This is a genomic window from Micromonospora matsumotoense (assembly GCF_900091525.1).
GTDB lineage: Bacteria > Actinomycetota > Actinomycetes > Mycobacteriales > Micromonosporaceae > Micromonospora > Micromonospora matsumotoensis.
Map to the genome: position 1 here is coordinate 555,516 of NZ_FMCU01000003.1, position 26,142 is coordinate 581,657.

Sequence of the window (26,142 nt, forward strand, 5' to 3'; positions counted from 1 at the left end):
GCCACCGTGTTTCGGCGGCACGCCGGCCGGCCGCACCGCGCGCGCGTACGCTGGTCCGGGTGACGAGCCAGGTGGAGCTGCACGTGCTGGTGGACGACCCCGGCGACCCGCGCAGCCGGGAGGTGGAGCTGGACTTCCCCCGGGAGTGGATCGAGTTCGTCGACCCGGCCGACGGGCGGCACCTGGTCCGCGCCGACCTCACCTGGCTGCTGTCCCGTTGGACGTGCGTCTTCGGCCGGGGCTGCCACGGCATCGTCGCCGGCCGGGCCGCCGACGGCTGCTGCTCGCACGGCGCGTTCTTCACCGATGCCGACGACGAGAAGCGGGTCCGGGCGGCCGTCAAGCGGCTCACCCCGCAGACCTGGCAGCACTTCCGCCGGGGTACGAAGAACTGGACCGAGACCGACACCGTCGACGGCAAGAACCCGGCCCGGCGTACCGCCACCCGGGGCGAGGACGCCCCGTGCGTGTTCCTCAACGACGCCGACTTCCCCGGTGGGGGCGGGTGCGCCCTGCACGGCCAGGCGCTGCGCGACGGGGTGCACCCGCTGGAATACAAGCCGGACGTCTGCTGGCAACTGCCGATCCGTCGCGACCAGGAGTGGACCACCCGGCCCGACGACACCAAGGTGCTGGTCTCGACGCTGGCCGAGTTCGACCGGCGGGGCTGGGGCTCCGGCGGGCACGACCTGGACTGGTGGTGCACCTCCTCCACCGACGCGCACGTCGGCACCGAGGCGATGTACCTGTCGTACGGCCCGGAGCTGACCGCGCTGATCGGCGCGCCCGCGTACGCGAGGCTGGCCGAGCTGTGCGCGGCCCGGCTGGGTCAGGGTCAGATCGCCCCGCACCCGGCCAGCCCGCAGGGGTGAGCGCCGTGCGCCGCCGGCCTACGGCTCGAACTTGTAGCCCAGCCCGCGCACGGTGACGATGAACCGGGGCGCCGACGGCTCCGGTTCGATCTTGGAACGCAGCCGCTTGACGTGCACGTCCAGGGTCTTGGTGTCACCGACGTAGTCGGCGCCCCAGACCCGGTCGATGAGCTGCCCCCGGGTGAGCACCCGGCCTGCGTTGCGCAGCAGCAGCTCCAGCAGCTCGAACTCCTTGAGCGGGAGCTGCACGGTCGTCCCGTCGACGGTCACCACGTGCCGTTCGATGTCCATCCGGACCGGGCCGGCGGCCAGCGTCGGCGCACCCGACTCGGTCACCTCGGGGCTCTGCCGGCGCAGCACCGCCCGGATCCGGGCCACCAGCTCCCGGGGCGAGTACGGCTTGGTGACGTAGTCGTCGGCGCCGATCTCCAGCCCGACCACCTTGTCGATCTCGCTGTCCCGGGCGGTCACCATGATGATCGGCACGTGCGAGCGCTGTCGCAACTGCCGGCAGACCTCCGTCCCGGACATCTCCGGGAGCATCAGGTCGAGCAGCACGATGTCCGCGCCGGTCCGGTCGAACTCGGTGAGGGCGGAGGTGCCCGTCGCGGCGACGGAGACCTCGAAACCCTCCTTGCGGAGCATGTACGACAAGGCGTCGGAGAACGACTCCTCGTCCTCGACCACCAGTACGCGGCTCAACGGGGTGTTTCCTTTCCTACGGTCAGGCCCGGCGCAGTTCGGCCGGGCCGGGCTCGATCCCAGCCGACGGCAGTATCGTCTCCAGGGCGTCCGGCGGGCCGGCGGGTAGCCGGAGGGTGAATGTCGAACCCCCTCCCAGAGTGCTCGCCACCTCCACCCGGCCGCCATGGTTGCTGGCGATGTGTTTGACGATGGCCAGGCCGAGGCCGGTGCCACCGGTGGCGCGGGAGCGGGCCTGGTCGGCCCGGTAGAACCGCTCGAAGATCCGGTCGACGTCGGTGGGGGCGATGCCGATGCCCTGGTCGGTGACGGAGACCGTGACGTGGTCGTCGTCCGCCCGGGTGCTGACCCGGACGGTGGTGTCCTCGCCGGAGTAGGTGATCGCGTTCTCCACCAGGTTGGACACGGCGGTGGCGAGCTGACTGTCGCTGCCGTACGCGGTCAGCCCCCGCTGCCCGTCGGTGACCACCTGGACGCGGCGCGCGGCGGCCGAGGTACGGGTCCGGTCGAGCACCTCGGCGATCACCCAGTCGACCGCGACGGGCTCCGGCGCGGGTTGCGGCTCGGCGCCCTGGAGCCGGGTCAGCTCCAGCAACTCCTGGACCAGCCGGCCGAGCCGGGTCGACTCGTGCTGGATGCGCTCGGCGAACCGGCGGGCGGCCAGCATGTCCTCGGAGAGGTCGGGTGCCCCGTCGGCCGGTTCGGTGGCGTCGACGAGCGCCTCGGCGAGCAGCTGCAACGCCCCGATCGGGGTCTTCAGCTCGTGGCTGACGTTGGCCACGAAGTCCCGCCGCACCCGGGCCAGCCGGTGCGACTCGGTGACGTCGGCGGCTTCGACGGCGATGTACCCGCCGCCGATGCCCATCGCCCGCAGGTGCACGCCGAGCGGGTTCTCCCCGGCGTTGTCGCGGCCCCGGGGCAGGTCCAGCTCGATCTCGCGCCGCACCCCGGTCCGCCGGACCTGCCCGGCGAGGGTACGGATCAACGGATGGGCCGCGATGGAGCCGGGAGTGGCGCCGGTACGGAGCAGTCCCATCGCCCGGGCGGCCGGGTTCACCAGCACCGGCACGTCGTCCGGGCCGAGCACCACGACACCGGCGCGGAGCGAGTCGATGGTCTTGCGGCCGAGCCCGGTCAGCCCGCCGGACTGGTCGTCGGGAATCGCACGCCTCCCCAGGTTCCAACGGGAGCCCTCGCTCCCGGACGACGCCGCACGACGCCGCCAGTCGTGGACGGGTCGCGACAGCAGCAGCCCGGCGACCAGTCCGGTCCCCAGGGCCACCACGATCGCCACCGCCCATTCCACCCGGCGATCGTAGGGTCATTGTTCACCTGGCTATCGCCCATAACAGGACGAACCACACTCGCTTTGGGAGAAATTCACTCCCGGGCCCCGCGTCGTTCACCCGGGTTCATCTGCGGTCCGTCGCCCCCGCCTACGGTGGGTCGCGCACCTGCTCAACCCGTACGTCGGCGATCCTTCGGGCCGCCGGCGGCACCGACCCCAGGAAGTGACGATGCGCGACGAGTTCCGGGCCGACCTGCAGATTGTCAGCCAACTGCTGGTGGACATGGCGGAGGGGGTGCGCGCCGCGATGCGCCAGGCCACCCGCGGCCTGCTCACCGCCGACCGCGAGGCGTCCGAGGCCGTGATCGCGCGGGACGCCGAGATCGACGACCTCTACCAACACGTCGAGGAGCGGGTCTGTGACCTGCTCGCCCGACAGGCGCCGGTCGCCTCCGACCTGCGCGCGATGATCACCGCCCTGCACGTCGCGGCCGACCTGGAGCGGATGGGCGACCTGGCCGACCACGTGGCGAAGACCGCGCTGCGGCGGCACCCGTCCCCGGCCGTACCGGCCGAGCTGCGTCCGGTCTTCACCGACATGGCGTCGGTCGCCGACCGGATGGCCGAGAAGATCGGCAAGGTGCTGGCCAGCCCCGACGCCGACATCGCCGCCGAGTTGGACCGCGACGACGACGTGATGGACGACCTGCACAAGAGCCTGTTCGGCGTGCTGCTCGGCGACGGGTGGCCGTACGGGGTGGAGACCGCCATCGACGCCACCCTGCTCGGCCGGTTCTACGAGCGGTTCGCCGACCACGCGGTGAACGCCGGCGAGCGGGTGGTCTACCTGATCACCGGCGAGACCGTCCCCGCCGCAGGCTGAAACCGGCGGCCGGCAGCACGCCCGGACCGGGGGACGGCCGGTGGCGCCCGCCGGACCGGGTGGTCCGGTAGCGCACCGGAGGACGGCCGGGGGCGCACGGAGGACGCCGATAGCGCACGCCCGCCGGCCGGGACGGGCGACAGCGCGCCGGGCCGACGCAGCCCGGCCGCGGGCCCGACCGGGCCGATACCGAGGAAGGGCTCCCCGGCAGCGGGTTCATCCGCTGACGGGGAGCCCTTCCGTGCGGCTCAGCGGCCCTGGTTGGCGACCGCGGCGGCGGCCTCCTTGGCGGCGGTCGGGTCGAGGTAGGCCCCGCCCAGGGTGATCGGGCGCAGCTGCGGGTCGAGGTCGTAGCGCAGCGGGATGCCGGTGGGGATGTTCAGCTTGGCGATCGCGGTGTCCGAGATCTGGTCGAGGTGCTTGACCAGGGCGCGCAGCGAGTTGCCGTGCGCGGCCACCAGCACCGTCCGGCCGGCGAGGATGTCCGGCACGATCGAGTCGTACCAGTACGGGAGCATCCGCTGCACCACGTCCTGCAGGCACTCGGTACGCGGCATCAGCTCGGTGGGCAGCAGCGCGTAACGCGGGTCACCGACCTGGGAGAACTCGTCGTCGTCGGCGATCGGCGGCGGCGGGGTGTCGTACGAGCGACGCCAGAGCATGAACTGCTCCTCGCCGTACTCGTCCAGGGTCTGCTTCTTGTTCTTGCCCTGCAGGGCGCCGTAGTGCCGCTCGTTGAGCCGCCACGACCGGCGCACCGCGATCCAGTGCCGGTCGGCGGCGTTCAGCGCCAGCTCGGCGGTGCGGATCGCCCGGCGCATCACGCTGGTGTGCACCACGTCCGGCAGCAGGCCGTGCTCCCGCAGCAACTCGCCGCCGCGACGCGCCTCGGCCTCACCCTTGGCCGTCAGGTCGACGTCGACCCAGCCGGTGAAGAGGTTCTTCGCGTTCCAGTCGCTCTCGCCGTGCCGCAGCAGGACCAGCGTCCCGACGGTGGGTCCCTCGCTCGCAGTCATGCCGATCATCCTGCCGCACCCGGCGCGGGGACACGCGGGCAGTGGTGGTGACGACCACCACGTGGAAAAACGGGTGACCGGTGTCGGACCCCGGAACTAGGTTGTAAGGCGCTTCAAGGGCAGCGGTCATTACCTGAGTGGGGGCGCGGGCGTGCGGACGGTACGGGGATGGTTCCGGGACACCACCGGTGGACTACCGAGGACCTTCTGGTACCTCTGGACCGGCACCCTGATCAACCGGCTCGGATCGTTCGTGCTGATCTTCCTCGCCATCTACCTGACCCAGGCGCGCGACTTCTCCGCCGCCCAGGCCGGCCTGGTGATCGGCCTGTGGGGGGTCGGTGGGGCGGTGGGCACCACCGTCGGCGGCACCCTGGCCGACCGGTGGGGACGGCGGCCCACCCTGCTCACCGCCCACCTGGGCGCGGCCACCATGATGCTGGCCCTCGGCTTCGCCCGGCCGCTCTGGACGGTGGCGGTGGGCGCGCTGCTGCTCGGCATGTTCGCCGAGGCGGCGAGGCCGGCCTTCGGGGCCATGATGGTCGACGTGGTGCCGGAACGGGACCGGCTGCGGGCGTTCTCGCTCAACTACTGGGCGATCAACCTGGGCTTCGCCTGCGCCGCCGTGCTCGCCGGGCTCGCCGCCGAGGCCGGCTACCTGCTGCTCTTCGTGGTCGACGCGGTCACCACCCTGGCCACCGCGCTGATCATCTTCGTCCGGGTCGGTGAGACCCGACGCGCTCCGACGACCGGCGCCGTCAAGGGTGCGACGGGTGGGCCGCCCCGGGCGGGCGCGCTGCGCACCATCGCCGCCGACCGGGTGTTCCTGGGATTCGTGGTGCTCAACCTGTTCGGTGCGCTGGTCTTCCTCCAGCACATCTCGATGCTGCCGATCGCGATGGGTGACGCCGGGCTGTCCCCGGCCACCTACGGTTCGGTGATCGCGCTCAACGGGGTGCTGATCGTGGCGGGCCAACTCTTCGTCCCCCGGCTGATCCGGGGGCGGAGCCGGTCGCACGTGCTGGCCCTCGCCTCGGTGGTGATGGGCATCGGTTTCGGGCTGACCGCGTTCGCCGACGCCGCCTGGTTCTTCGGTCTCACCGTGCTGATCTGGACGCTCGGCGAGATGCTCAACTCCCCGTCCAACGCCACCCTGATCGCCGAGCTCTCCCCGGCCGAGCTACGGGGCCGCTACCAGGGCGTCTTCTCGCTCTCCTGGCAGGTGGCCGGCGCGGTCGCCCCGGTGCTCGGCGGGGTGGTCCGGGAGCATGTCGGCAACGGCACGCTCTGGCTGGGTTGCGCCGCGATCGGCGCGGCGACCGCGGTCGCCCACCTGCTCTCCGGGCCGGCCCGGGAACGCCGGGCGAGCCAACTGACCCGTCCCACCGCGCCGACCGTGCCGGTCACCGCCGTCCAGCCGCCGCCGCCCCAGTCGGCCGAGGCCGCCGCGACCGCACCCGCCGAGCCGGTCCCGGCCCGCACCCCCGCCTGAGTACGACGCCCGCCCACCCGGCGCACGGCTCGGCGCTACCTGCCCACCCGGGCCCGGCGCGGCGCGCCCACGGAAGGACCGGCAACGGCAGAGCGCCCACCGACGACCGAAAGTCGCGGTGGGCGCTCGTACCGCCTGCCCGGCGGCGGCGGGCGACCCTCACCCCCGTAAGCGTCGCCCGCTCGCGCCGCCGGTTCCCGGGTGGCACCGTCCCCCAACGGCGTGCTCCACCCGATGTGCGTCTCGCCCGGTGCACGGATCTGATCGATCCGCCGCTCCCCCGAACGTTTCCGAGCGTGACGCGGTGCAATAAAGTTAGTTCGCCCGGATTCCGGATTCAACCCGCGAACACTGTTCCGCCGGTCACAACACCGGCCTTCCCAGCTGCGGTGATGCCGTTCCGGGCCTCGTGACTGCCAACATGCGGCTACCCGGCAGCCATTCCCGCAAACCCCTCAACCGTCTTCCCGATCGGGTGATTCGGTCCGGAAGAAGTTGCTCTGCCGGCCGTCCCGCAACTGCTCCTGGAAGATCAGGTTCAGCTTGCGGCTGTCGAACGTCCGGAACCAGTCGTCCCAGCTGACCACCCGCATCTGCCGGCTCTCCCGGTAACCCGGCAGGTCGAAGGTGAGCACACCCGGCCGGCCGTCCCGCTCGGTGCCGACGATGGTGGCCGGCTTCGCCCCCCGGGCCGCGGCCCAGTTCCGGATCACCTCGTGGTTGGTGGTGACCAGGCTGCGCCCGGGACGTTCCGGCCGGTCCGCCGGGGACGAGATGAGCTGCGAGGACCGTACCGACCGGGAAGTGGAGCGCCCGGTCCGGACGCCCGATGCGCGGCTGGCGGCCTTTGCCGGTGCCGCCTTCGCTCCCGGCCGCGACAGGGCCGCCCGTCCCGACCGGGACGCCGCCGTCGCCTTCGCCCGGGAGGACGCCGACGTCTTCGTCCGGGACGGGACGGTCGCCTTCGCCAGTACGGTCGGCGTCGCCTTCGCCCGGGAGGGAGCCGCCTTCGCCCGGGAGGACGAGGCCGCCGGCCGCCGGGCGGCGGTGGAGGTGGCCTTGCGTGCCGGGGCCGGAGCCGCCTTGGCCCGTGCCGACGTACCCCGCCGGGCCGAGGTGCCCTGACCGGCACCGGTCTTCCTGGCGGGTGCCCGGCCGGACGGGCCGGTGCCGCGGCGGGCGGCGCCGCCGGCCCGGCCCTCCGAGCGCAACGTCCGCGCGAGCGTCTTCACCAGTTCCGGCTTGCGTAGCGCGGAGATCCCGGAGACTCCCCGGCGGCGCAACTGACCCCGGATGTCGTCGACCCTCATCCGGGAGATCTCCGACTCGGAGATGCCCGGCGTGTTCGGGGTCTGGTTGCCGGCCTGACGCGTGGTCCTGGTCGCCGTCGCGCCGCGACCTGAGCTGTTCCGCTGAGCCATGACACGCTCCTCGACGGTCCGTCCTCGGCCTGCGGCGGGTCCCACACTGCCGCACCGCAGCGGTGCGGCATACCCGTCAGGACCGGTCCGAACCTCCGGCGGACGGGGTGAACAGGTGAGCGAAGGCGGCGAGGTTCGCGGTCGACTCGCCCCGCTTGACCCGCCACTCCCACTCCCGGCGGATGGAACTGCCGAAACCGATCTCCAACATGGTGTCGAAGGACTCGTCGGCATAGCTGAGCACCGCCCCGAACAGGCGGTCCAACTCGTCGGCGTCGACACCGGCCGGGTTGACCCGGCCGGTGAGATAGACGTCCCCGACCGCGTCGATCGAGAACGCGACGCCGTACATCCGGGCGTTGCGCTGCAGCAGCCACGCCCACAGCTCCTCGCGCCGCTCGTCGGGCTGGCGCATCACGAACGCCTCGACCCACAGCGCGTGCTCGCCGACGATCAGGTTGCAGATCGTCTTGAGCTTGTGGGTGCCGGGCAGGGTGACCGCGTACGAACCCTCGCCGGTGGCCTCCCACTCCAGCTCCCGCTCGGTGCAGAACGACTCGATCAGGGCCGCCAGCTCGCTCTTCGCGCTCATCGGACCCACTCTACGGCCGGGGCGACGGGCCCACCGGATGACGCCGGGCCGGCAACCCGGTCACCAGGAGCCGGTGAGCGCCGGCCCCTCGGCCAGCCGGGCCGCCAACCGCTCCCGGTGCCCGGTGACCGCCTCACCGTAGACGGCGAGCAGGCCGGAGACGGTGCGCTCCCAGGAGAAGCTCCGGGCGTGCCGGGCGGCGCCCCGGCCCAACGCCTCCCGGGCCGACCGGTCCGGGAGCAGCCGGGCCAGCGTACGGGCCCAGTCGGTCGGATCGTGGCCGTGCACGAGCACGCCGCTGACCTGGTCCCGAACGGCGGTGACCAGGCCACCGACGGCGGCGGCGACCACCGGGGTACCGCAGGCCTGCGCCTCCAGGGCCACCAGGCCGAAGGACTCGTTGTGTGAGGGCACCGCCACCAGGTCGGCGGCCCGGTAGAGAGCGGGCAGGTCGTCCCCGGTGCGCGGCGGCAGGAAGCGGACCCGGTCGGCGACACCCAGCGAGCCGGCCAGCTCGATCAACGAGGTGGGCCGGTCCAGGCCGCTGCCGCTCGGGCCACCGCAGATCACCACGGTCAACTCTTCGGCGAGCTCCGGGTCCCGCTCGCGCAACGCGGCGACCGCGCGGACCAGCACGTCGGGTGCCTTCAGCGGCTGGATCCGGCCGACGAACGCGACGACGTACCCGTTGGTGGGCAGGCCCAGCCGGTGGCGGGCGGCGCGGGTCGCCGCGGCCCGGTCCCCGGCGGCGGGGCGGAACCGGTCCAGGTCCACCCCGGGTTCGACGACCGCGACCCGGGCCGGGTCGGCGGCATAGCGGTCGATCAGGTCGGTCGCCTCCACCCGGGTGTTCGCCACCAGCCGGTCGGCCTCGGCGACCACCTGCTCCTCACCGATCACCCGGGCCTTCGGCTCCGGCCGGTCACCGGCGGCGAGCTGGGCGTTCTTCACCTTGGCCAGGGTGTGCGCGGTGTGCACCAGCGGCACCCCCCAGCGCTCCTTGGCCAGCCAGCCGACCTGCCCGGAGAGCCAGTAGTGCGAGTGGATCAGGTCGTAGTGACCGGGCGGGCGGGCCGCCTCGGCGCGCAGCACCCCGGCGGTGAAGGCGCAGAGCTGGCCGGGCAACTCCTCCTTGGTCAGCCCCTCCAGCGGGCCCGAGGTGACGTGCCGGACATGTACGCCGGGTGCCATCTCCACCACCGGGGGCAGGTCACCCGAGGTGGCCCGGGTGAAGATCTCCACCTCGACGTTGGCCTCGGCGAGCCGACGGGCGACCTCCAGGATGTAGACGTTCATGCCGCCCGCGTCGCCGGTGCCCGGTTGGTGCAGCGGCGAGGTGTGCACCGACAGGGTGGCGATCCGGCGGGGCCGGGGCCACGGCAGGGCGCCTCGCTGCCGACCGACGCCGGTGTGCTGATCCGCCACGTCCGCTCCCTCTGTCACGGTTGATGCCGTCCCGCACGACCGGCGCCTCCTCGGTCAACCCGAACGCCGGGTGTCATCTTCCCCATCGGGCTTCGGAAATGCGTCGCCCCGGGTCGCCGGGGTGACGGACCTCATCACCGGGGCCCCGGGTCCCGGCCGCGCGGTCGGGGTGAGAATGGCCGGATGACCTCTGTCGCGATCGTCACCGGGGCGTCCAGCGGGATCGGCGCGGCCACCGCCCGCCGGCTCGCCGCCGCCGGTTTCCACGTGCTCGTCGCCGCCCGCCGCGCCGACCGGCTCGCCGGTCTGGTCGCCGACATCACCGCGGCCGGTGGCAGCGCCACCGCTGTGGCCTGCGACGTCACCTCGGACGAGTCGGTGGCCGGGCTGGCCCGGGCCGCCGCCGACGCCCCCGGACCGGTCACCGTGCTGGTCAACAACGCCGGTGGCGCACGCGGCCTGGACCCGGTGGAGAGCGGCTCGGTGGCCGACTGGCAGTGGATGTACGACGTGAACGTGCTCGGCACGCTCCGGGTCACCCAGGCCCTGCTGCCGGCCCTGGAGCGCTCCGGCGCCGGGACCATCGTGGTGGTCTCGTCCACCGCCGGCTTCACCGTGTACGAGGGCGGCGGCGGCTACAGTGCGGCCAAGCACGCGCAGACCGCCGTGGCGGGCACCCTGCGGCTGGAGCTGTGCGGCCGGCCGGTCCGGGTCGTCGAGATCGATCCCGGGATGGTCCGGACGGACGAGTTCAGCCTGAACCGGTTCGGCGGGGACGCCGCAAAGGCCGACGCTACCTACACCGGGGTGGCGCAGCCGCTGGTGGCCGAGGACGTCGCCGAGTGCATCACCTGGTGCGCCACCCTCCCGCATCACGTCAACGTGGACCGGTTGGTGGTCCGCCCGCTGGCCCAGGCCGCCCAGCACAAGGTGCACCGGGTCAGCCAGTGACCCGACCCGGCCTACCCGACCGGGTCGGGCGATGATCCGGCACGGCTGGTGCCGCCGGCCGGAGTGGGCGGTGGCCGGCTGTGGCTGACCGCGACCGGCACCGGCCGTTGGGGGTGGTGACCCGGGGGACGACGAACCCGAACCGGCTCCGCCGGGTCGACAACTGGCTCGTCGAGACCTGCGGCGACCGGTTGCGGGCAGCAGCCGACCCGCTGGTGGTGGACCTCGGTTACGGCACCACCCCGGTCACCGCCGTCGAGCTGCGAGGCCGGTTGGCCGCCCGGGTCCGCGCCGATGTCCGGGTGGTCGGGCTGGAGATCGATCCGGTACGGGTGGCCGCCGCCGCGCCCGCCGCCGATCCCCCGGGGCTGACCTTCGCCCGGGGCGGCTTCGAGCTGGCCGGCTTGCGTCCCACCCTGGTCCGGGCGTTCAACGTGCTACGCCAGTACGACGAGAGCGAGGTCGCCGACGCCTGGCGGACGGTCACCGACCGGCTCGCCCCGGGCGGGGTGCTGGTCGAGGGGACGTGCGACGAGTTGGGCCGGCTGGGCGGCTGGCTGCTGATCGACGCGGACGGCCCCCACACCCTCACCCTGGCCGCCCGACTGACCACCCTGGAGCGCCCGGCCCAGTTGGCCGAACGCCTGCCGAAGGCGCTGATCCACCGCAACGTCCCCGGGGAACGCATCCACGCCCTGCTGCGCGCCCTGGACGACGCCTGGCACTCCGCCGCCGGCTACGCCCCGTTCGGCCCCCGCCAACGCTGGCTGGCCGCCGTCACCGCCCTCAGTTCCACCGGCTGGCCCATCCTCGACGGCCCACCCCGCTGGCGTCACGGCGAGCTGACCCTCCCCTGGCAAACCATCGCCCCCACCTGACCCACCCGCCCCTCCACCCCCACCCTTAGCTCCCCACCCAACCCCGCCCCACTTCACCCCGCCCCTGCCCCTGCCCCTGCCCTGCCCCGCCCCGCCCCGCCCCGATGATCAAGAGGTTCAGGTCAACATCCCGCCGAAAACTGACGTAAACCTCTTGATCACGCCACCAACCCCACCCCAGCTCGGCCAGTGCGCCTGTTCGGGCGGGGTGAGCGCGATGATCAAGAGGTTTACGTCATGAAAGCGGCCGAGGATGACGTAAACCTCTTGATCACCGGGCGGGACGGGACAGGACGGGACAGGACGGGACAGGGCGAGGCGCGGCCTGGTGGGGATCAGGGTGGGGTGGGGTGGGTCAGATGGTGCAGGTGATGAGGACGGGTTCGGGGTGGAGGGGGACGCCGAAGCGGGTGTGCACGCCGTCGCGGATCTCGCGGGCGAGGGCGATCAGGTCGGCGGTACGGGCGGTGCCGCTGTGATTGGTCAGAGCCAGCGTGTGCTTGCCGGAGATGGCGGTGCCACCGGGTCCGGGATGCCCCTTGGCGAAGCCGGCCTTGTCGATCAGCCAGGCGGCGCTCACCTTCACCAGGTCGCCCGGGCAGGGCCAGGAGGGTGGTTCGCCGAGGTCGGCGGCGCGCTCGCGCAGCAGCTCGTACGCCGCCCGGTCGAGCACCGGGTTGGTGAAGAACGAGCCGACCGACCAGGTGTCCGGGTCGGTGGCGTCGAGCACCATGCCCTTGCCGGCGCGCAGCGTCAGCACGGTGTCCCGGGCGGCGGCCAGCGGCACCCGGTCGCCGACCTCGACCCCGAGCGCGCGGGCCAGCTCGGTGTAGCGGACCGGCCCGGACAGCGGTGAGCGGTCCAGCCGGAAGTCGACGGAGAGCACCACCCAGCGGTCGCTGTACTTGAAGATGCTCCCCCGGTAGGCGAACCCGCAGTCCGCCGCGGCGACGGTGGTCAGCCGGTCCTCGGCGCGGTCGTACACCTGGACGCCGGTGATCCGCTCGGCGACCTCCTGCCCGTACGCGCCGACGTTCTGGATCGGGGTGGCACCGGCCGAGCCGGGGATGCCGGAGAGGCACTCCAGACCGGACCAGCCGTTACCGACGGTGGCGGCGACCAGGTCGTCCCAGGGCTCGCCGGCTTCGACCCGTACGGTGACGGTGTCGGTGTCCTCGGCGACCACGGTGAACCCCCGCGACCGGACCAGCACGACGGTGCCGGGGAAGCCGGCGTCCCCGACGACCACGTTGCTGCCACCGGCCAGGACCAGCACCGGTTCGTCGCGGCGGTGCGCCTCGCGGACCCGGCGGACGATCTCGTCGGCGCTGGTGGCGGTCTCCAACCGGGCGGCGGGGCCACCGAGACGCAGGGTGGTGTAGCCCGCCAGGACGGCCGGATCGGCGGGTTCGGCGCTCGTTGTCGGTTTGGCGTAGACGTCTGACACGCCTTTCACCCTAGGCTGAGGGGTAGCCACGGCACCCACTGGTCGCCGGGTCACCCCGGGGAGGATTGCGATGAGCAGACTGCACGCCACGAAGGACTTCTGGACCGGAGCGCTCCGGGTCGACGGCCCGGCATTCGCCGCAGCCGTGGCCGAGGCCCCGCCGGAGACACCTGTGCTGTCCTGCCCGGGGTGGACGGTGGCGGACCTGACCCTGCACCTCGCCGGCCTCTACCACTGGGTGCACTCCGTCGCCGGCACCGGCGACACCGCGCAGCCGGCCAGCCGCGACGACACCGTCGACCTGCCCGCCGGGCTGACCCCGCTCCAGCTCTGGCAGCACGAGTACGACCGGCTGATGACCCTCTTCGACGCGCTCGACCCGGAGGCACCGGCGTGGAACTGGGCGCCGCAGCCGAAGAAGACGGGTTTCTGGTCGCGCCGGATGGCGCACGAGACGGCGGTGCACCGGTGGGACGCCCAGCTCGCCATCGCCGCCGGTGACCCGATCGAGACGAAGCTCGCCGCCGACGGGGTGAGCGAGGTGCTGGACACCTGGCTGCCGTCCGGTCGTCGGCGCAACCGGGGGCAGTGGCAGGGGGTGGTGCACCTGACCGCGACCGACGCCGCCCAGGACTGGTACCTGCGGATGCGCGGCGAGGGGGTGGCCCTGCTGGACACCGCGACGGTCTTCGGGCACGACGACCACCACGCCCGGGTGCAGGTCACCGGCTCGGCCAGCGACCTGCTGCTGGCACTCTGGGGCCGGGTCAGCTTCGACACCCTCGGGGTGGCGGGGGACCGTTCCCTCCTGGAGGGCCTGCGCGTGGGCTGAGGTCCGCGCACCACCGCTACCGCACATCGGGAGCGGCCGTCCCACCGGGGACGGCCGCTCCCGGCGTTCCCGGGGCGGGACGCGACCCCTCCCGGCGTTGCCGGTGGGACGGCCGCTCCCGGCGTTCCGGCGAGTTTCGAGAGAGCGCTCTCTTGACAGGAGTCCATCGACCTACCACCCTGTCGTGAGAGCGCTCTCTCATCGAGATCGAATCCGGGCCGGCGACCCTCGCGGCCCGCTCATACGCAGGTCCACACCCCACCACCACCCGACCTGAGAGGGGTCCGACCCATGGGTGTCTTTTCCCGCCGCCGCCTCGCGGCGATCGCGCTGGTGGCCACCAGCGCGCTGCTCTCCACCACCGCCTGCGGCGGCGGCGACGAAGCCGCCGACGGCGGGCCGGTCACGCTGACCGTCGACGTGTTCGGCCAGTTCGGCTACGAGAAGCTCTACCGGCAGTACGAGGCCGACCACCCCGGCGTCAAGATCGTGGAGCGGGGCACCGGCGGCAACCTCGACGAGTACTCCCCCAAGCTCACCCAGTGGCTCGCCGCCGGCAAGGGCGCCGGTGACGTGGTCGCCATCGAGGAGGGGCTGCTGGTCGAGTACAAGGCCAACCCGCAGAACTTCGTCAACCTGCTCGACCACGGCGCCGCCGACCTCAAGGGCAACTTCCTGGAGTGGAAGTGGAACGGCGGGCTGACCGCCGACGGCAAGCAGCTCATCGGCCTCGGCACCGACGTCGGCGGGATGGCGATCTGCTACCGCAAGGACCTCTTCGCCGCCGCCGGCCTGCCCGTCGACCGGGACGCCGTGTCCAAGCTCTGGCCCACCTGGCAGGACTACGTACGGGTCGGCGAGCAGTTCACGGCGAAGAACACCGGCGCGGCCTTCCTGGACGCCGCCACCAACACCTTCAACACCATCCTGTTGCAGACCGCCGGCAACACCACCGGCTACAGCTACTACGACACCACCGACAAGCTGGTGGTCGACAGCAACCCGGCGGTACGCCAGGCGTACGACACCACCGTCGACATCATCGACTCCGGACTCTCCGGCCGGTACGGGGCATGGTCCGAGGAGTGGGTGTCGGCCTTCAAGCAGGCGAAGTTCGCCACCATCGCCTGCCCGGCCTGGATGACCGGGGTGATCGAGGGCAACGCCGGCCCGGACGCCAAGGGCAAGTGGGACATCGCCCAGGTGCCCGGCAGCGGCGGCAACTGGGGTGGCTCCTACCTGGCGGTGCCGAAGCAGAGCCGGCACCAGGCCGAGGCGATCGCGTTGGCCAGGTTCCTGACCAGCGCCAAGGGCCAGATCGGCGCGTTCCAGGAGAAGGGGCCGCTGCCGTCGTCCCCGCAGGCGCTGGACGACCCGGCGATCGTCAACTCGACGAACGCGTACTTCTCCGACGCCCCGGTCGGCAAGATCTTCGCCGCCGGCGCCAAGAGCCTCAAGCCGGTCTACATGGGCCCCAAGAACCAGGCCGTCCGGACCGAGGTGGAGAACGCCGTCCGCACCGTCGAACTGGGCCAGCGCAACCCCGCCCAGGGCTGGACCGACGCCACCAACAACGCCCGCAAGGCCGCCGCCAAGTAACCCTCCCCGACCGCGTGGGGGCGATGTGGCGGGGTCACCCACACCGGGACACCGCACCATCGCCCCCCGGCGGGCCGCTGCCCGCTCCCACCGCGCCGCGCGATCCGGGCGGGCGGCGGGGCGGACAGCGGCTCGCGGCACAGAGCGGGCGCGGGCGGGCCGGTCGCGCGGGACAGGTCGGGCGGACAGAGGTCGGGCGGGTCAGGGAGAGAGGGAGCACGCGGGAGATGGTTGTTCAGGTTGAGGGTCGGCCGCCGAGGGCGGCCAAGGCCCGGGGCAGGGGGCCGGCACGGGAGCACCGGCTGGCCCGGCTCGACGTCAGGTACTCCCCCTATCTGTACGTGACGCCGTTCTTTCTGCTCTTCGCGATCTTCGGGGCCTATCCGCTGGTCTACACGTTCTGGGTGTCGCTGCACGACTGGGACCTGCTGGGGGTGGACCCGACCTTCATCGGCACGCAGAACTACACCCAACTGCTGGCCGACGCCGACTTCTGGCACTCGGTGGTGAACACCCTCGGCATCTTCGTCATCTCCACGGTGCCGCAACTGCTCGCCGCCCTGTGGCTGGCCAACCTGCTCAACCGGCGGCTGCGGGCGCGGACCACCTGGCGGATGGCGGTGCTGGTGCCGAACGTCACCTCGACGGCGGCGGTGGCGATCGTCTTCGCGGTGCTCTTCGGCCGCGAGTTCGGCATGATCAACTGGCTGCTCGACCTGGTCGGCATCGACGCGATCGACTGGAAGGCCAACCGCTTCGCCGCCTGGACGGCGATCTCCGCCATGGTCGACTGGCGGTGGACCGGCTACAACGCGCTGATCTTCCTGGCCGCCATGCAGGCCATCCCACGCGACCTGTACGAGTCCGCCTCCATCGACGGGGCCGGCCGGGCCCGGCAGTTCTGGTCGATCACCGTGCCACTGCTCAAGCCCACGATCATCTTTGCGGTGATCATCTCCACCATCGGTGGGCTGCAACTGTTCACCGAACCCCGGCTGTTCAACTCCGGCACCAACGCGATCCGGGGCGGGCCGTTGCGGGAGTCCCAGACGGTGACCATGTACATGTTCGAGAACGCCTTCGCCCCGCACTACAACTTCGGCTACGGCTCGGCCGTCGCCTGGCTGCTCTTCGCCCTGATCGCGGTGGTCGCCGCGATCAACGTACTGATCCTGCGCCGGCTCGGTGGCGGCGCGCGCAAGGGGGACCGATGACCCGGATCTGGTCGGCCGGCCGGCTCACCTACCCGGCGCTGGCGCTCACCGCCCTGCTGTCGATCTTCCCGATCTACTGGATGTTCGTGGTGGCCAGCCGCAGCAGCGACGCGATGGGCCAGGTGCCGCCGCCGCTCACCCCGGGCGGCAACCTCGGCACGAACATCTCCCGACTCTTCGCCAACCCCGACGCGCACTTCCTCACCGGCCTGGTCAACTCCACGATCGTCGCGGTCAGCGTCACCTTCTCGGTGGTGCTCTTCTCCACCCTGGCCGGATTCGCCTTCGCCAAGCTGCGGTTCCGGGGACGCAACGCGCTGCTCATGGTCATCGTCGCCACCATGATGGTGCCCACCCAGCTCGGGGTGATCCCGCTCTATCTGCTGATGACCAAGCTGAACTGGAACGACCGGCTGCCGGCGGTGATCGTCCCGGCCCTGGTCACCGGGTTCGGCGTGTTCATGATGCGCCAGTACGCGGCCCAGGCGGTCAGCACCGAGCTGATCGAGGCGGCCCGGGTCGACGGCTGCCACACGCTGCGGATCTACTGGAACGTGGTGCTGCCCGCACTGCGGCCCGCCGCCGCCGTACTCGGCCTGCTCACGTTCATGACCACCTGGAACGACTTCCTCTGGCCGTACGCTGTGCTCAACGATCCGGAGAACCCGACCGTGCAGTTGTCGCTGCGGGCCCTCTCCGACGGTTACTACCAGGACATGTCGCAGGTGTTCACCGGCACGGCGATCGCCACGCTGCCGTTGCTGCTGGTGTTCGTCGTGTTCGGCCGCCAGATCATCGGCGGCATCATGGAAGGTGCGGTCAAAGCGTGAGCGCCGATCCTGCGAGCCCCGCAGTCGCGAAGAAGGAGAATGCCGCGTGAGCGAGCTTCGGTTCCCCGAGAACTTCGTGTGGGGCGCGGCGACCGCCGCGTACCAGATCGAGGGCGCGGCCCGCGACGACGGTCGCGGCGAGTCCATCTGGGACACCTTCAGCCGTACGCCGGGCAAGGTGTTCGCCGGGCACACCGGTGACGTCGCCTGCGACCACTACCACCGGTACGCCGACGACGTGGCGCTGATGGCGGAGCTGGGGCTGGCCGCGTACCGGTTCTCGGTGGCCTGGCCCCGGATCAGGCCGGACGGCACCGGCCCGGTCAACCCGCGCGGGCTGGACTTCTACGACCGGTTGACCGATGCGCTGCTCGACCGGGGCATCGACCCGATCATCACGCTCTACCACTGGGACCTGCCCCAGGCGTTGCAGGACCGGGGTGGCTGGGCCAGCCGGGAGACCGCCGAGCACTTCGCCGACTACGCCCTCGCGGTGCACTCCCGGCTCGGGGACCGGGTGCGCACCTGGACGACGCTCAACGAGCCGTGGTGCTCGGCGTACCTCGGTTACGGCAACGGGGTGCACGCTCCCGGCGAGCAGGACGCCGGGGCGGCCTTCCGGGCCGTACACCATCTGTTGCTGGGGCACGGGCTGGCGGCGCGGGCGCTGCGGGCGGCGGGCGCGCGGACCGTCGGGATCACCCTCAACCCGGCGGACGTCGCGCCGGCCGACCCGGGCAGCGCCGCCGACGCCGCCGCGGTACGCCTCGTCGACGGCCTCCAGAACCGGATCTTCCTGGACCCGCTGACCGGGGCCGGCTACCCGGCCGACGTGCTCGAACACGTCGCCCGGATGGTCGAGCCCACGTTCGTCCGGGACGGCGATGAGAAGATCATCGCCGCGCCGCTGGACCTGCTCGGGATCAACTACTACTCGCCGACCTATGTCGCGGGCCGCCCGGACGGGGGTGGCAGCAGCGCCTACCCGGGCACCGAGGGGGCGGTGGAGTTCCTGCCGGCCACCGGCCCGGTGAGCGACATGGGCTGGCAGATCGAGCCGGCCGGGCTGACCCGGTTGCTGGTGCGGATCGGCACCGACTACCCCGGGCTGCCGCTGATGATCACCGAGAACGGTGGCGCGTTCCCGGACGACGCCGCCAGCCTGGCACCCGAGGGGTCGGGCCGGATCGCCGACAACGACCGGATCGCCTACCTGGACGGGCACCTGCGGGCCGCGCACGAGGCCATCTCCCGCGGAGTCGACCTGCGCGGCTATCTCGTATGGTCGTTGCTGGACAACTTCGAGTGGGCCGAGGGCTATCGGAAGCGGTTCGGGATCGTCCACGTCGACTACCTGAACCAGCGGCGCACCCCGAAGTCGAGCGCCCGGTGGTACCAGGAGGTGATCTCCCGGAACGGGCTGTGACGAGGCGGTGGTAACGGGTATGACGGCGGCACAGCGACCCACCCTGGAGGCGGTCGCCCGGCAGGCCGGCGTGTCCCGGGCGACGGTGTCCCGGGTGGTGAACGGCTCCACCACGGTCGCCGAGCCGATCCAGGAGGCGGTCCGTCGGGCGGTGGCCGAGCTGGGGTACGTGCCGAACCTGGCCGCCCGCAGCCTGGTCACCCAGCGGACCGACTCGATCGCCCTGGTGCTGCCGGAGGTCGCCACCCGGGTCTTCTCCGACGACCAGGTCTTCCCCGGGCTCATCCGGGGCGCGGCCCAGGAGTTGGAGGCGGCCGACAAGCAGCTGGTGCTGATGCTGGCCGGCTCGCCCGCCGGGCACGACCGGGTCACCCGATACACCACCGGCCGGCACGTCGACGGGGTGCTCTTCGCCTCGCTGCACGGGGAGGACCCGCTGCCCGGTCGGCTCGCCCGGCTGGGGATACCGGTGGTGTGCAGCGGCCGACCGCTGGACGCGGCCGACGTGCCCTACATCGACGTGGACCACATCGGCGGGGTGGCCGCGGCGACCCGTTACCTGATCAGCAACGGTCGCCGCCGGATCGCCACCATCGCCGGCCCGCAGGACATGGTCGCCGGCATCGAACGGCTCGCCGGCTACCGGGACACCGTGGTCGCCGCCGGCCTGCCGCAGATGATCGAGTACGGCGACTTCACCCGCGAGTCGGGGACCACGGCGATGCGTCGGCTGCTCGCCGCGTACCCCGATCTGGACGCGGTCTTCGCCGCCTCCGACCTGATGGCGCACGCCGCCCTACGAACGCTGCACGAGGCGGGACGGCGGGTGCCGGAGGACGTCGCGGTGATCGGCTTCGACGACATCGAGACGGCCGCCTACACCGAGCCGCCGCTGACCACCGTGCGGCAGCCGATCGTCGAGCTGGGCCGGAAGATGACCCGGCTGCTGCTGGCCCTCGCCGATGGCGCGGAGGTCGAGCGGGCGGTGGTGTTGCCGACCGAGCTGGTGATCCGGCAGTCCGCCTGACCTTGCTGGTCCTGACCCCGTCGCTCCTGCTCCCGGGGCCGGGGCCGGCCCCCAGGAACGGGTGCACCCGCCTGGCGGGCAGCAGCCGACCCGCAGCCCTGCCCCATTACTCTGAGCGACAGAGCCGTCGACCCCACCTCAACCCACTCGACCCCTTTGCTCTGCTGCCACCCAGGCGACAGGCACCGGGAGTAACCGGTTGGCGTGACAACCGACCACACCGCCGAGCCGAACTCACCAGCTCAGTCGCCCGTCGCGCCCAGGGCAGCAGAGCAAAGGGGCTGAAGGTGACATGAGGGGGGTGGACTGGCAATCGCGGAGAGTGACCGCCCTCGGCAGCAGGGGCCGATGTCACTCAGAGTTGGATTGCGGCGGCGAGGGGCGAAAAGCTGTGGCAGCCGGTTCGACGGGTGCCTACGCTCGCGGGCATGTCTGACCTTGCCCCATCGTGTCGTCCCACCAGCATGCCGCCCGACGCCGGAGTGCGGCGACCGGGGGCGGGGTGGCGCGGGTGCTGATCCGTACCGCTCGACCGGACGACGCGCCGGGGGTGGTGGCGCTGCGGTCGCTGGTCCATCCGTACCTGGTGCGGGGCGTCGCGTCGACCCGACAGATGATCGCCCAACCACCGGACGGCGAGGACTGGGCCGCCTGGGTCGCCGAGACGGACGGGCAGGTCGTCGGCTGGGCCTCGGCATACCGGAACGTCGAGACCTCGGAGCCGGACTTCGGGGAGATCTCCACCCTGCACGTGCACCCGGAGCATCGGGGCCGGGGCACCGGAACGGCGCTGCTCACCACCGCCCTGGCACACCTGAGGTCCCTCCGCGCCCGCCGGGTACGGACCTGGGCGCAGACCGACTCGCTGCCGTACGCCCGTCGGCACGGGTTCATCCCGAGCCGGGAGCTGCGCTACTCGGCGCTCGACCTCCACCAGGCTCCGCCGATGCCCGAGCCACCCGCCGGGGTTCGCCTGCTCCCGATCACCGGACTCGATCCGTACCAGATCTATCTTCTCGACGTGGCCGCCGCCACGGACGAGCCGGGGGACGTGCCGGTGGATGCGACCAGCTACTCCTACTGGCGGTTCGCGTCCTGGGACAACCCGGGTCTGGACCGGGACGCCAGCACGGTCGCCGAGATGGACGGCGCGTTGGTCGCGCTCAGCCTGGTCAAGCGGGACGGCGACCGGATGTGGTCCGACTTCACCGCGACCCGGCCGGAATACCGGGGCCGGGGGCTGGCCCGGCTGACCAAGCAGGCCGCGCTACACCGGGCCGCCGGCCGCGGGGTACAGACGGCCTACACCTCGAACGACGAGGCCAACGCGCCGATGCTGGCGATCAACCTCCGCCTCGGCTACCGACCGGTGGCGTCCGGCTGGTCCTGCCTGCACGAACTGCGCTGAGAGGCCCGACCGCGACGGCGGGCCGCCCACCATGGTCACGCCGTCGGCCGACCGCCGGCTCAGCTCTCGTCGATGTGCTGGCCCAGCGACCGGCGGGCGAGCAGCGCGGCCCCGGCCACGGCGGCCGGCATGACCAGCACCGCGCCCAGCGGGATCAGGAAGCAGAGGAAGACCGCCACGCCGAAGCCGAGCGAGGTGGCCCGGTCCGCCTTCAACCTGGCCCGGCGGTCCGGCAGCCGCAGCCCGCGCCGGGAGAACGGCGCCCCGACCAGCTCCACGGCGAGCAGCCAGCCACCCACCGCCGCGCCGATCACCGGCACCACGGTCTGCCCGACCACCGGGATGAAACCGGCCGCGAAGAGCGGGATGCCGAACAGCACCGAGAGCCCGACCAGCCGCAGCGAGTCGACGATGCTGCGCCGCAACGACGCCCCGAACGGCACCTCCACCGCGCCCGGGGTGCCGCCGAGCCGGTCCTCCACCCGCTCGGAGATCTTCTCGTAGAACGGGTCCCCGATGACCAGGGTGACCGCGGTGAAGCCGACCACGGTGAGCAGCCCGCCCAGCCCGAGGAAGGCCAGCCCGGCGATCACCCGGACCAGGCTGCGCGCAGTGCCCGACCAGTCGTCGGCGAACGGGGTCACCCACGCCGCCAACTCGTCCACGAAGTAGACCAGGGTGGCGAACGCGGTGACGAAGAGCACGGCGGACAGCAGCGCCGGCACCACGCCGAGCAGCATCAGCCCCGGGCTGCGTACATAGAGGCCGAGGCCACGCACGAGCAGGCCCACACCGCCGAAGAAGCGGCGGGCGACGCCGGTGACCGGCGCGGCGATGGTACGGGGTCCGTTCACGACCGCAGAGCCTACTGGCCGGAGACCACCCCCACCGGGCACCCGGTGGTGCCGGTCGGCCGGTCGGGCCGGCAGGATGCGGGGGTGCGCGCCTCCCGGTTGATCTCCCTGGTGCTGCTGTTGCAGTCCCGCGAGACGATGACCGCCGCCGAACTCTCCCGTGAGCTGGAGGTTTCCGAACGGACCGTCTACCGGGACGTGTTGGCGCTCTCCGCCGCCGGGGTGCCGGTCTATGCCGACCGGGGACGGGCCGGGGGTTACCGGCTGCTCGGCGGCTACCGGACCCGGCTGACCGGGCTGACCCGGGACGAGGCGGAGGCGCTCTTCCTCACCGGCCTGCCCGGCCCCGCCGGTGACCTGGGGTTGGCCGACGCGGTGGCGTCCGCCGAGCTGAAGGTGCTCGCCGCGTTGCCACCGAGCCTGCGCGACGCCCCGGCACGGACCGGCCAGCGGTTCCACCTGGACGTGCCGGGCTGGTTCCGCGAGTCCGCCCCACCCCGCTGGCTGACCGAGCTGGCCCGGGCGGTGTGGCGGGACGGGGTGGTCGCGCTGCGGTACCGGCGCGGCGACCGGGAGGTGACCCGCCGGGTCGAGGCGTACGGGCTGGTGCTCAAGAGCGGCACCTGGTATCTCGTGGGCCGGGTCGGCGACACGATGCGCACCTACCGGGTGGACCGGGTGCGCGACGTCGTCGCCGACCCGGCGACCTTCACCCGGGAGGACGGCTTCGACCTGGGCGGCTACTGGCGGGAGCAGGCCGAGGCGTTCCTGCGGGAGATGCTCGCCGCACGGATCACCGTCCGGGTCAGCCCCGCCGGTCTGCGCCGGCTCCGCTTCCTCGCCGACACCCCCTTCGCGTACGAGGAGGCGGTGGCCGCCGCCGGCACACCCGACGGGCAGGGCTGGGTGGTGACCCGGCTGCCCGTCGAGTCCGTCGAGGTGGCGTACCCGCAACTGCTCGGCCTCGGCCCCGAGGTGGAGGTGCTCGACCCACCGCAACTGCGTGCCCTGCTCGCCGACGCGGCGGCCCGCACGGCCGCCCGCTACGGCGTCGACCCGGACCACCCGCCCCGCTGACGGCACGCGGGCGACCGGGCCGACGAGTCGTCAGCGGTAGCCGGTGACGTCGGCGGGCCGGTCGGTCTCGACCACGTCGGTGAGATAGCGGAAGGCGTCCGGCCGGCTGCCGTCGAGGTCGGTGAAGCCGTACACCTGGGCCAGTTCGCCGGCCGAGACGGACGCCTGGTTCCAACGGGCCCGGTCCTCGGCGGCGGCCAGTGCGGCGACCGCCCGCCCGACGAAGGCCGGGGTCTCCGAGATGAGGAAGTGCGGGTCCTTCGCCGCGCCGTCGCGCCAGGTCTGCTCGGTCACCCCGAAGTGCTCCAGCATCGCCTCGGAGCGAATCCAGCCGGGGGTGAGTGCCACCGCCGTGCACCCGTGCGGTTCCAGCTCGTGCCCCCAGCTGTACGCGAGCCGGGTCACCGACACCTTCGCCAGGTCGTAGAAGACCGACAGCCGGTAGTGCGTGTCGTTGTACGCCCGGGTACCGTCGCCGATCTCGACGACCAGGCCGCCGGGACGGCGGATCAGCAGCGGCAGCGCGAAGTGGCTGGTGATGATGTGGGTGTCCACCGCCAGCCGCAGGGTGCGGAACCCGGCGTCCAGCGGCTGCTCCCAGACCGGCTTCTCCCAGGTGATCATGGGATCGGCGCCCCAGATGTCGTTGACCAGCACGTCGAGCCGGCCCTGTTCGGCGTCGATCCGGGCCACCAGGTCACGGACCTGGTCGGGCACCAGGTGGTCGACCCGTACCGCGATGCCGGTGCCTCCGGCGGCGGTGACCAGCTCGGCGGTCTCCTCGATGGTCTCCGGGCGGTCCAGCTCGGAGCGGCCGGCCCGGCTGCTGCGCCCGGTGGCGTAGACCGTCGCCCCGGCCGCGCCGAGCTGGACCGCGATCTGCCGGCCCGCGCCCCGGGTCGCGCCGGCCACCAGCGCGACCTTTCCTTCCAGCGGTGTCGTCGTCATACCGTCGAGGGTGTCAGCGATACCTGACAACCGAAGTCCGGTTTCGCGCAACGGTTCCGTCCGGCATGCTCCCGACATGCACCTGTTGCTCTCCGGGATCGTCGGCTCGGTCGCCTACGGGCTGGCCGGCCCCGGCTCCGACGTGGACCGGATCGGTGTCTTCGCCGCCCCGACGGTGGCCTTCCACGGCCTGCGGCCACCCCGGGAGTCGGTGGTCAGCACCGACCCGGACGTCACCCTGCACGAGGCCGGCAAGTACGCCCGGCTGGCGCTGAGCGGCAACCCGACCGCCACAGAGCTGATCTGGCTGCCCGCCGACTGCTACGAGACCCGCACGGACCTCGGTGACCGCCTGATCGCCATCCGGTCGGCGTTCCTCAGCGCACCGCGCGTCCGCGACGCCTACCTCGGGTATGCGAGTCAGCAGTTCCGCAAGCTGACCACCCGCGACTCGACGGTGGGCGGCCGGCGGCGCTCGGCCAAACATGCCCGGCACCTGGCCCGGCTGCTGCACCAGGGGCGGACCCTCTACGCCACCGGCGTGCTGGAGATCAGGCTGGCGGACCCGGCGTGGTTCCGGGCGTTCGGCGAACGGGTCGCGGGCGGCGCGCTGGCCGAGGCGGAGCTGCTGGTCGCCGAGGCGGAACGGGACTTCGCCCGGCTCCGCACCCCGCTGCCCGACCGGCCGGACGAGGCACCGGTGGAGCGTTGGTTACGCGACGTCCGCGCCGCGCACCTGCCGACGCCGGGGCACGACGTCAGTCGTTGAGGAAGCTGGAGATCCGTTCCCGCACGTCGGCGCGATCGGTCCAGGCGAACCCGGGGCGGTCGTAGACGTGCAGGGTGGCGTGGGGCAGCGCGGCGGCCAGCTCGGCGGCGATGTGGGTGGGGTGCAGGTCGTCCCCGACGCAGCCGATCACCAGGGCCGGCGCGGTCACCCCGGCCAGGGCGGTGGCGTCCGGCAGCGGGGACTGTTCCGGCAGGTCGGCCAGGCCGGGGGCGAGGCCGTCGCGGAGCAGCTGGTCGAGTCGTTGACGCAGGTACGCCCAACCTGCCGGGGTGTTGCGTACCGACGGCGGCAGCTCCAGGGCGACCACGTCCGCCACGGCCGAGGCGTCGCCGCCGGCCACCGCGTCGAGCAGGTCGCTCAGTCGTTGCTGGGCGATCGGGCCACGCGGCCGGTCGAGGGCGGCGGGCAGCAGGAAGACCAGCTTCTCGAAGCGGTCCGGGCTCTCGACGAGCAGCCGGCAGAGCGCGCCCGCGCCGAGGCTGGCCCCGAACGCCCGGGTGGCGCCGCTGAGATCCGCCACCGCCCGCAGGTCACGGGCCAGGTCGAGGTAGCTCCACGGGCCGGGCGGCGCGTCGGAGCGGCCGTGCCCCCGGAACTGGAAGAAGACCCGCCGGCCGGTGACCGCGCTGCCGAACGGACGGGTGGTGGCGATGCCGTTGCCGAACCCGTGGGCGAACACGGTGACCGGGTCACCGACGCCGGTGACCAGCCGTTCCAGCTGTACGTCGTGCGGGGTGGCGACCAGTTCGGTCTCCGGTTCCGGCAGGGCGGGTCGCCCGGTACGCGGTGCGCCGGGGCCGGGGCCCCAGGTGCGGGGCCCGCCGTCCGGCGGTGGCGGCCAGCGGAAACCCCTCACCAGAACCCTTTGCCGTCGTGCAGGTCGCGCAGTCCGACCCGGACGTCCAGCAGGTAGATCAGGCCGGCGGCGATGCCGATCAGGCCGAAGATGCTCAGCGCGCCGAAACCGAGCAGGGTGAGCAGCATGCAGACAGCCAGGATGGCGATCCAGCCACCCTTGGGGAGGGTGCCGATGGCGGGAAAGGCGTCCGAGCGCTGGGTGAACGCGTGCACCAGCGAGATGCCCTGCACAGCCAGGGCGAACACGAGCAGGATCAGATCGATCACGTAGACGAGGTGGAACACGAAGATCGGCGCGGCGATGGCCATGCC

25 protein-coding genes are annotated in these 26,142 nt (G+C 72.6%); 14 read left to right on the top strand and 11 right to left on the bottom strand.

Going from position 1 to position 26,142, the window contains the following annotated elements:
• Positions 1 to 59 precede the first annotated feature (59 nt).
• On the top strand, positions 60 to 872 hold the full coding sequence (locus GA0070216_RS09595; RefSeq protein WP_091242383.1) for a DUF3109 family protein: 813 nt from the start codon (positions 60 to 62) through the stop codon (positions 870 to 872).
• 18 nt (positions 873 to 890) lie between these two features.
• Here the strand turns inward: GA0070216_RS09595 and GA0070216_RS09600 are convergent, their stop codons facing one another.
• Both GA0070216_RS09600 and GA0070216_RS09605 read right to left on the bottom strand, forming a co-directional pair.
• A complete protein-coding gene (locus GA0070216_RS09600; RefSeq protein WP_091242387.1) occupies positions 891 to 1,574 on the bottom strand; it encodes a response regulator transcription factor in 684 nt (227 codons plus the stop codon).
• Positions 1,575 to 1,596: 22 nt separating this feature from the next.
• Positions 1,597 to 2,880 carry a sensor histidine kinase gene (locus GA0070216_RS09605; protein ID WP_091242390.1) on the bottom strand — a complete coding sequence of 428 codons (1,284 nt, stop codon included), beginning with the start codon at positions 2,878 to 2,880 and terminating at the stop codon, positions 1,597 to 1,599.
• A gap of 211 nt (positions 2,881 to 3,091) precedes the next feature.
• Here GA0070216_RS09605 and phoU point away from each other — a divergent pair, with 211 nt between their 5' ends.
• Complete coding sequence (gene phoU, locus GA0070216_RS09610; protein WP_091242392.1) at positions 3,092 to 3,745, top strand: phosphate signaling complex protein PhoU; 654 nt, start codon at positions 3,092 to 3,094, stop codon at positions 3,743 to 3,745.
• A 248-nt stretch (positions 3,746 to 3,993) separates the two neighbouring features.
• Here the strand turns inward: phoU and GA0070216_RS09615 are convergent, their stop codons facing one another.
• On the bottom strand, positions 3,994 to 4,761 hold the full coding sequence (locus tag GA0070216_RS09615; protein WP_091242395.1) for a phosphoglyceromutase: 768 nt from the start codon (positions 4,759 to 4,761) through the stop codon (positions 3,994 to 3,996).
• Between the two features lie 151 nt (positions 4,762 to 4,912).
• Here GA0070216_RS09615 and GA0070216_RS09620 point away from each other — a divergent pair, with 151 nt between their 5' ends.
• A complete protein-coding gene (locus GA0070216_RS09620) occupies positions 4,913 to 6,253 on the top strand; it encodes an MDR family MFS transporter (RefSeq protein ID WP_091242398.1) in 1,341 nt (446 codons plus the stop codon).
• Positions 6,254 to 6,708: 455 nt separating this feature from the next.
• Here the strand turns inward: GA0070216_RS09620 and GA0070216_RS09625 are convergent, their stop codons facing one another.
• The 3 genes from GA0070216_RS09625 to mshA form a co-directional block, all read right to left on the bottom strand.
• The gene (locus tag GA0070216_RS09625; RefSeq protein WP_245722401.1) at positions 6,709 to 7,563 is read right to left on the bottom strand and encodes a hypothetical protein; all 855 of its coding nucleotides are present in this window, start codon (positions 7,561 to 7,563) and stop codon (positions 6,709 to 6,711) included.
• A gap of 187 nt (positions 7,564 to 7,750) precedes the next feature.
• The gene (locus GA0070216_RS09630; protein WP_091242403.1) at positions 7,751 to 8,266 is read right to left on the bottom strand and encodes a type III secretion system chaperone family protein; all 516 of its coding nucleotides are present in this window, start codon (positions 8,264 to 8,266) and stop codon (positions 7,751 to 7,753) included.
• Positions 8,267 to 8,326: 60 nt separating this feature from the next.
• Entirely contained in the window at positions 8,327 to 9,691 is a 1,365-nt protein-coding gene (gene mshA, locus GA0070216_RS09635) for a D-inositol-3-phosphate glycosyltransferase (protein WP_091242404.1), read from the bottom strand.
• Positions 9,692 to 9,874: 183 nt separating this feature from the next.
• On the opposite strand from mshA, the gene GA0070216_RS09640 reads away from it, so the two are divergent.
• Together GA0070216_RS09640 and GA0070216_RS09645 are read left to right on the top strand one after the other, a co-directional pair.
• Positions 9,875 to 10,642: an SDR family oxidoreductase gene (locus GA0070216_RS09640; protein WP_091242407.1), complete on the top strand. Its 768-nt coding sequence runs from the start codon at positions 9,875 to 9,877 to the stop codon at positions 10,640 to 10,642.
• A gap of 80 nt (positions 10,643 to 10,722) precedes the next feature.
• Positions 10,723 to 11,520, top strand: a complete 798-nt coding sequence (locus GA0070216_RS09645) for a class I SAM-dependent methyltransferase (protein WP_091242409.1) — start codon at positions 10,723 to 10,725, stop codon at positions 11,518 to 11,520.
• Positions 11,521 to 11,875: 355 nt separating this feature from the next.
• On the opposite strand, the gene GA0070216_RS09650 is transcribed toward GA0070216_RS09645, so the two are convergent.
• Positions 11,876 to 12,967 carry a UDP-N-acetylmuramate dehydrogenase gene (locus GA0070216_RS09650; RefSeq protein WP_091242411.1) on the bottom strand — a complete coding sequence of 364 codons (1,092 nt, stop codon included), beginning with the start codon at positions 12,965 to 12,967 and terminating at the stop codon, positions 11,876 to 11,878.
• Positions 12,968 to 13,037: 70 nt separating this feature from the next.
• Here GA0070216_RS09650 and GA0070216_RS09655 point away from each other — a divergent pair, with 70 nt between their 5' ends.
• The 7 genes from GA0070216_RS09655 (at position 13,038) to GA0070216_RS09685 (ending at position 21,303) form a co-directional block, all read left to right on the top strand.
• The gene (locus GA0070216_RS09655) at positions 13,038 to 13,799 is read left to right on the top strand and encodes a maleylpyruvate isomerase family mycothiol-dependent enzyme (RefSeq protein ID WP_091242414.1); all 762 of its coding nucleotides are present in this window, start codon (positions 13,038 to 13,040) and stop codon (positions 13,797 to 13,799) included.
• 291 nt (positions 13,800 to 14,090) lie between these two features.
• Positions 14,091 to 15,398 (top strand): ABC transporter substrate-binding protein, encoded by a 1,308-nt coding sequence (locus tag GA0070216_RS09660; protein ID WP_091242418.1) that lies wholly within the window; start codon positions 14,091 to 14,093, stop codon positions 15,396 to 15,398.
• 227 nt (positions 15,399 to 15,625) lie between these two features.
• Entirely contained in the window at positions 15,626 to 16,612 is a 987-nt protein-coding gene (locus GA0070216_RS09665) for a carbohydrate ABC transporter permease (protein WP_091242422.1), read from the top strand.
• Complete coding sequence (locus GA0070216_RS09670) at positions 16,609 to 17,442, top strand: carbohydrate ABC transporter permease (protein ID WP_091242425.1); 834 nt, start codon at positions 16,609 to 16,611, stop codon at positions 17,440 to 17,442. The genes GA0070216_RS09665 and GA0070216_RS09670 overlap by 4 nt, the downstream gene beginning before the upstream one ends.
• A gap of 46 nt (positions 17,443 to 17,488) precedes the next feature.
• Entirely contained in the window at positions 17,489 to 18,868 is a 1,380-nt protein-coding gene (locus GA0070216_RS09675) for a GH1 family beta-glucosidase (protein ID WP_091242428.1), read from the top strand.
• 19 nt (positions 18,869 to 18,887) lie between these two features.
• Positions 18,888 to 19,895, top strand: coding sequence for a LacI family DNA-binding transcriptional regulator (locus GA0070216_RS09680; RefSeq protein WP_091242433.1), 1,008 nt, complete (start codon positions 18,888 to 18,890; stop codon positions 19,893 to 19,895).
• Positions 19,896 to 20,406: 511 nt separating this feature from the next.
• A complete protein-coding gene (locus GA0070216_RS09685; RefSeq protein WP_091242736.1) occupies positions 20,407 to 21,303 on the top strand; it encodes a GNAT family N-acetyltransferase in 897 nt (298 codons plus the stop codon).
• A 59-nt stretch (positions 21,304 to 21,362) separates the two neighbouring features.
• On the opposite strand, the gene GA0070216_RS09690 is transcribed toward GA0070216_RS09685, so the two are convergent.
• The gene (locus GA0070216_RS09690; RefSeq protein ID WP_091242436.1) at positions 21,363 to 22,157 is read right to left on the bottom strand and encodes an EI24 domain-containing protein; all 795 of its coding nucleotides are present in this window, start codon (positions 22,155 to 22,157) and stop codon (positions 21,363 to 21,365) included.
• 84 nt (positions 22,158 to 22,241) lie between these two features.
• Between GA0070216_RS09690 and GA0070216_RS09695 the strand changes: the two genes are divergently transcribed.
• Positions 22,242 to 23,234 carry a helix-turn-helix transcriptional regulator gene (locus GA0070216_RS09695; protein WP_091242740.1) on the top strand — a complete coding sequence of 331 codons (993 nt, stop codon included), beginning with the start codon at positions 22,242 to 22,244 and terminating at the stop codon, positions 23,232 to 23,234.
• A gap of 30 nt (positions 23,235 to 23,264) precedes the next feature.
• Here the strand turns inward: GA0070216_RS09695 and GA0070216_RS09700 are convergent, their stop codons facing one another.
• Positions 23,265 to 24,182, bottom strand: coding sequence for an SDR family oxidoreductase (locus GA0070216_RS09700; protein WP_091242439.1), 918 nt, complete (start codon positions 24,180 to 24,182; stop codon positions 23,265 to 23,267).
• A 76-nt stretch (positions 24,183 to 24,258) separates the two neighbouring features.
• Between GA0070216_RS09700 and GA0070216_RS09705 the strand changes: the two genes are divergently transcribed.
• On the top strand, positions 24,259 to 24,951 hold the full coding sequence (locus GA0070216_RS09705) for a nucleotidyltransferase domain-containing protein (RefSeq protein WP_091242443.1): 693 nt from the start codon (positions 24,259 to 24,261) through the stop codon (positions 24,949 to 24,951).
• Here the strand turns inward: GA0070216_RS09705 and GA0070216_RS09710 are convergent.
• Together GA0070216_RS09710 and GA0070216_RS09715 are read right to left on the bottom strand one after the other, a co-directional pair.
• Positions 24,941 to 25,828: an alpha/beta fold hydrolase gene (locus GA0070216_RS09710; protein WP_091242446.1), complete on the bottom strand. Its 888-nt coding sequence runs from the start codon at positions 25,826 to 25,828 to the stop codon at positions 24,941 to 24,943. The two genes, GA0070216_RS09705 and GA0070216_RS09710, sit on opposite strands and share 11 nt — an antisense overlap.
• Positions 25,825 to 26,139, bottom strand: a complete 315-nt coding sequence (locus tag GA0070216_RS09715; RefSeq protein ID WP_091242743.1) for a DUF2516 family protein — start codon at positions 26,137 to 26,139, stop codon at positions 25,825 to 25,827. Before GA0070216_RS09715 ends, GA0070216_RS09710 begins: the two co-directional genes overlap by 4 nt.
• Positions 26,140 to 26,142: the final 3 nt, after the last annotated feature.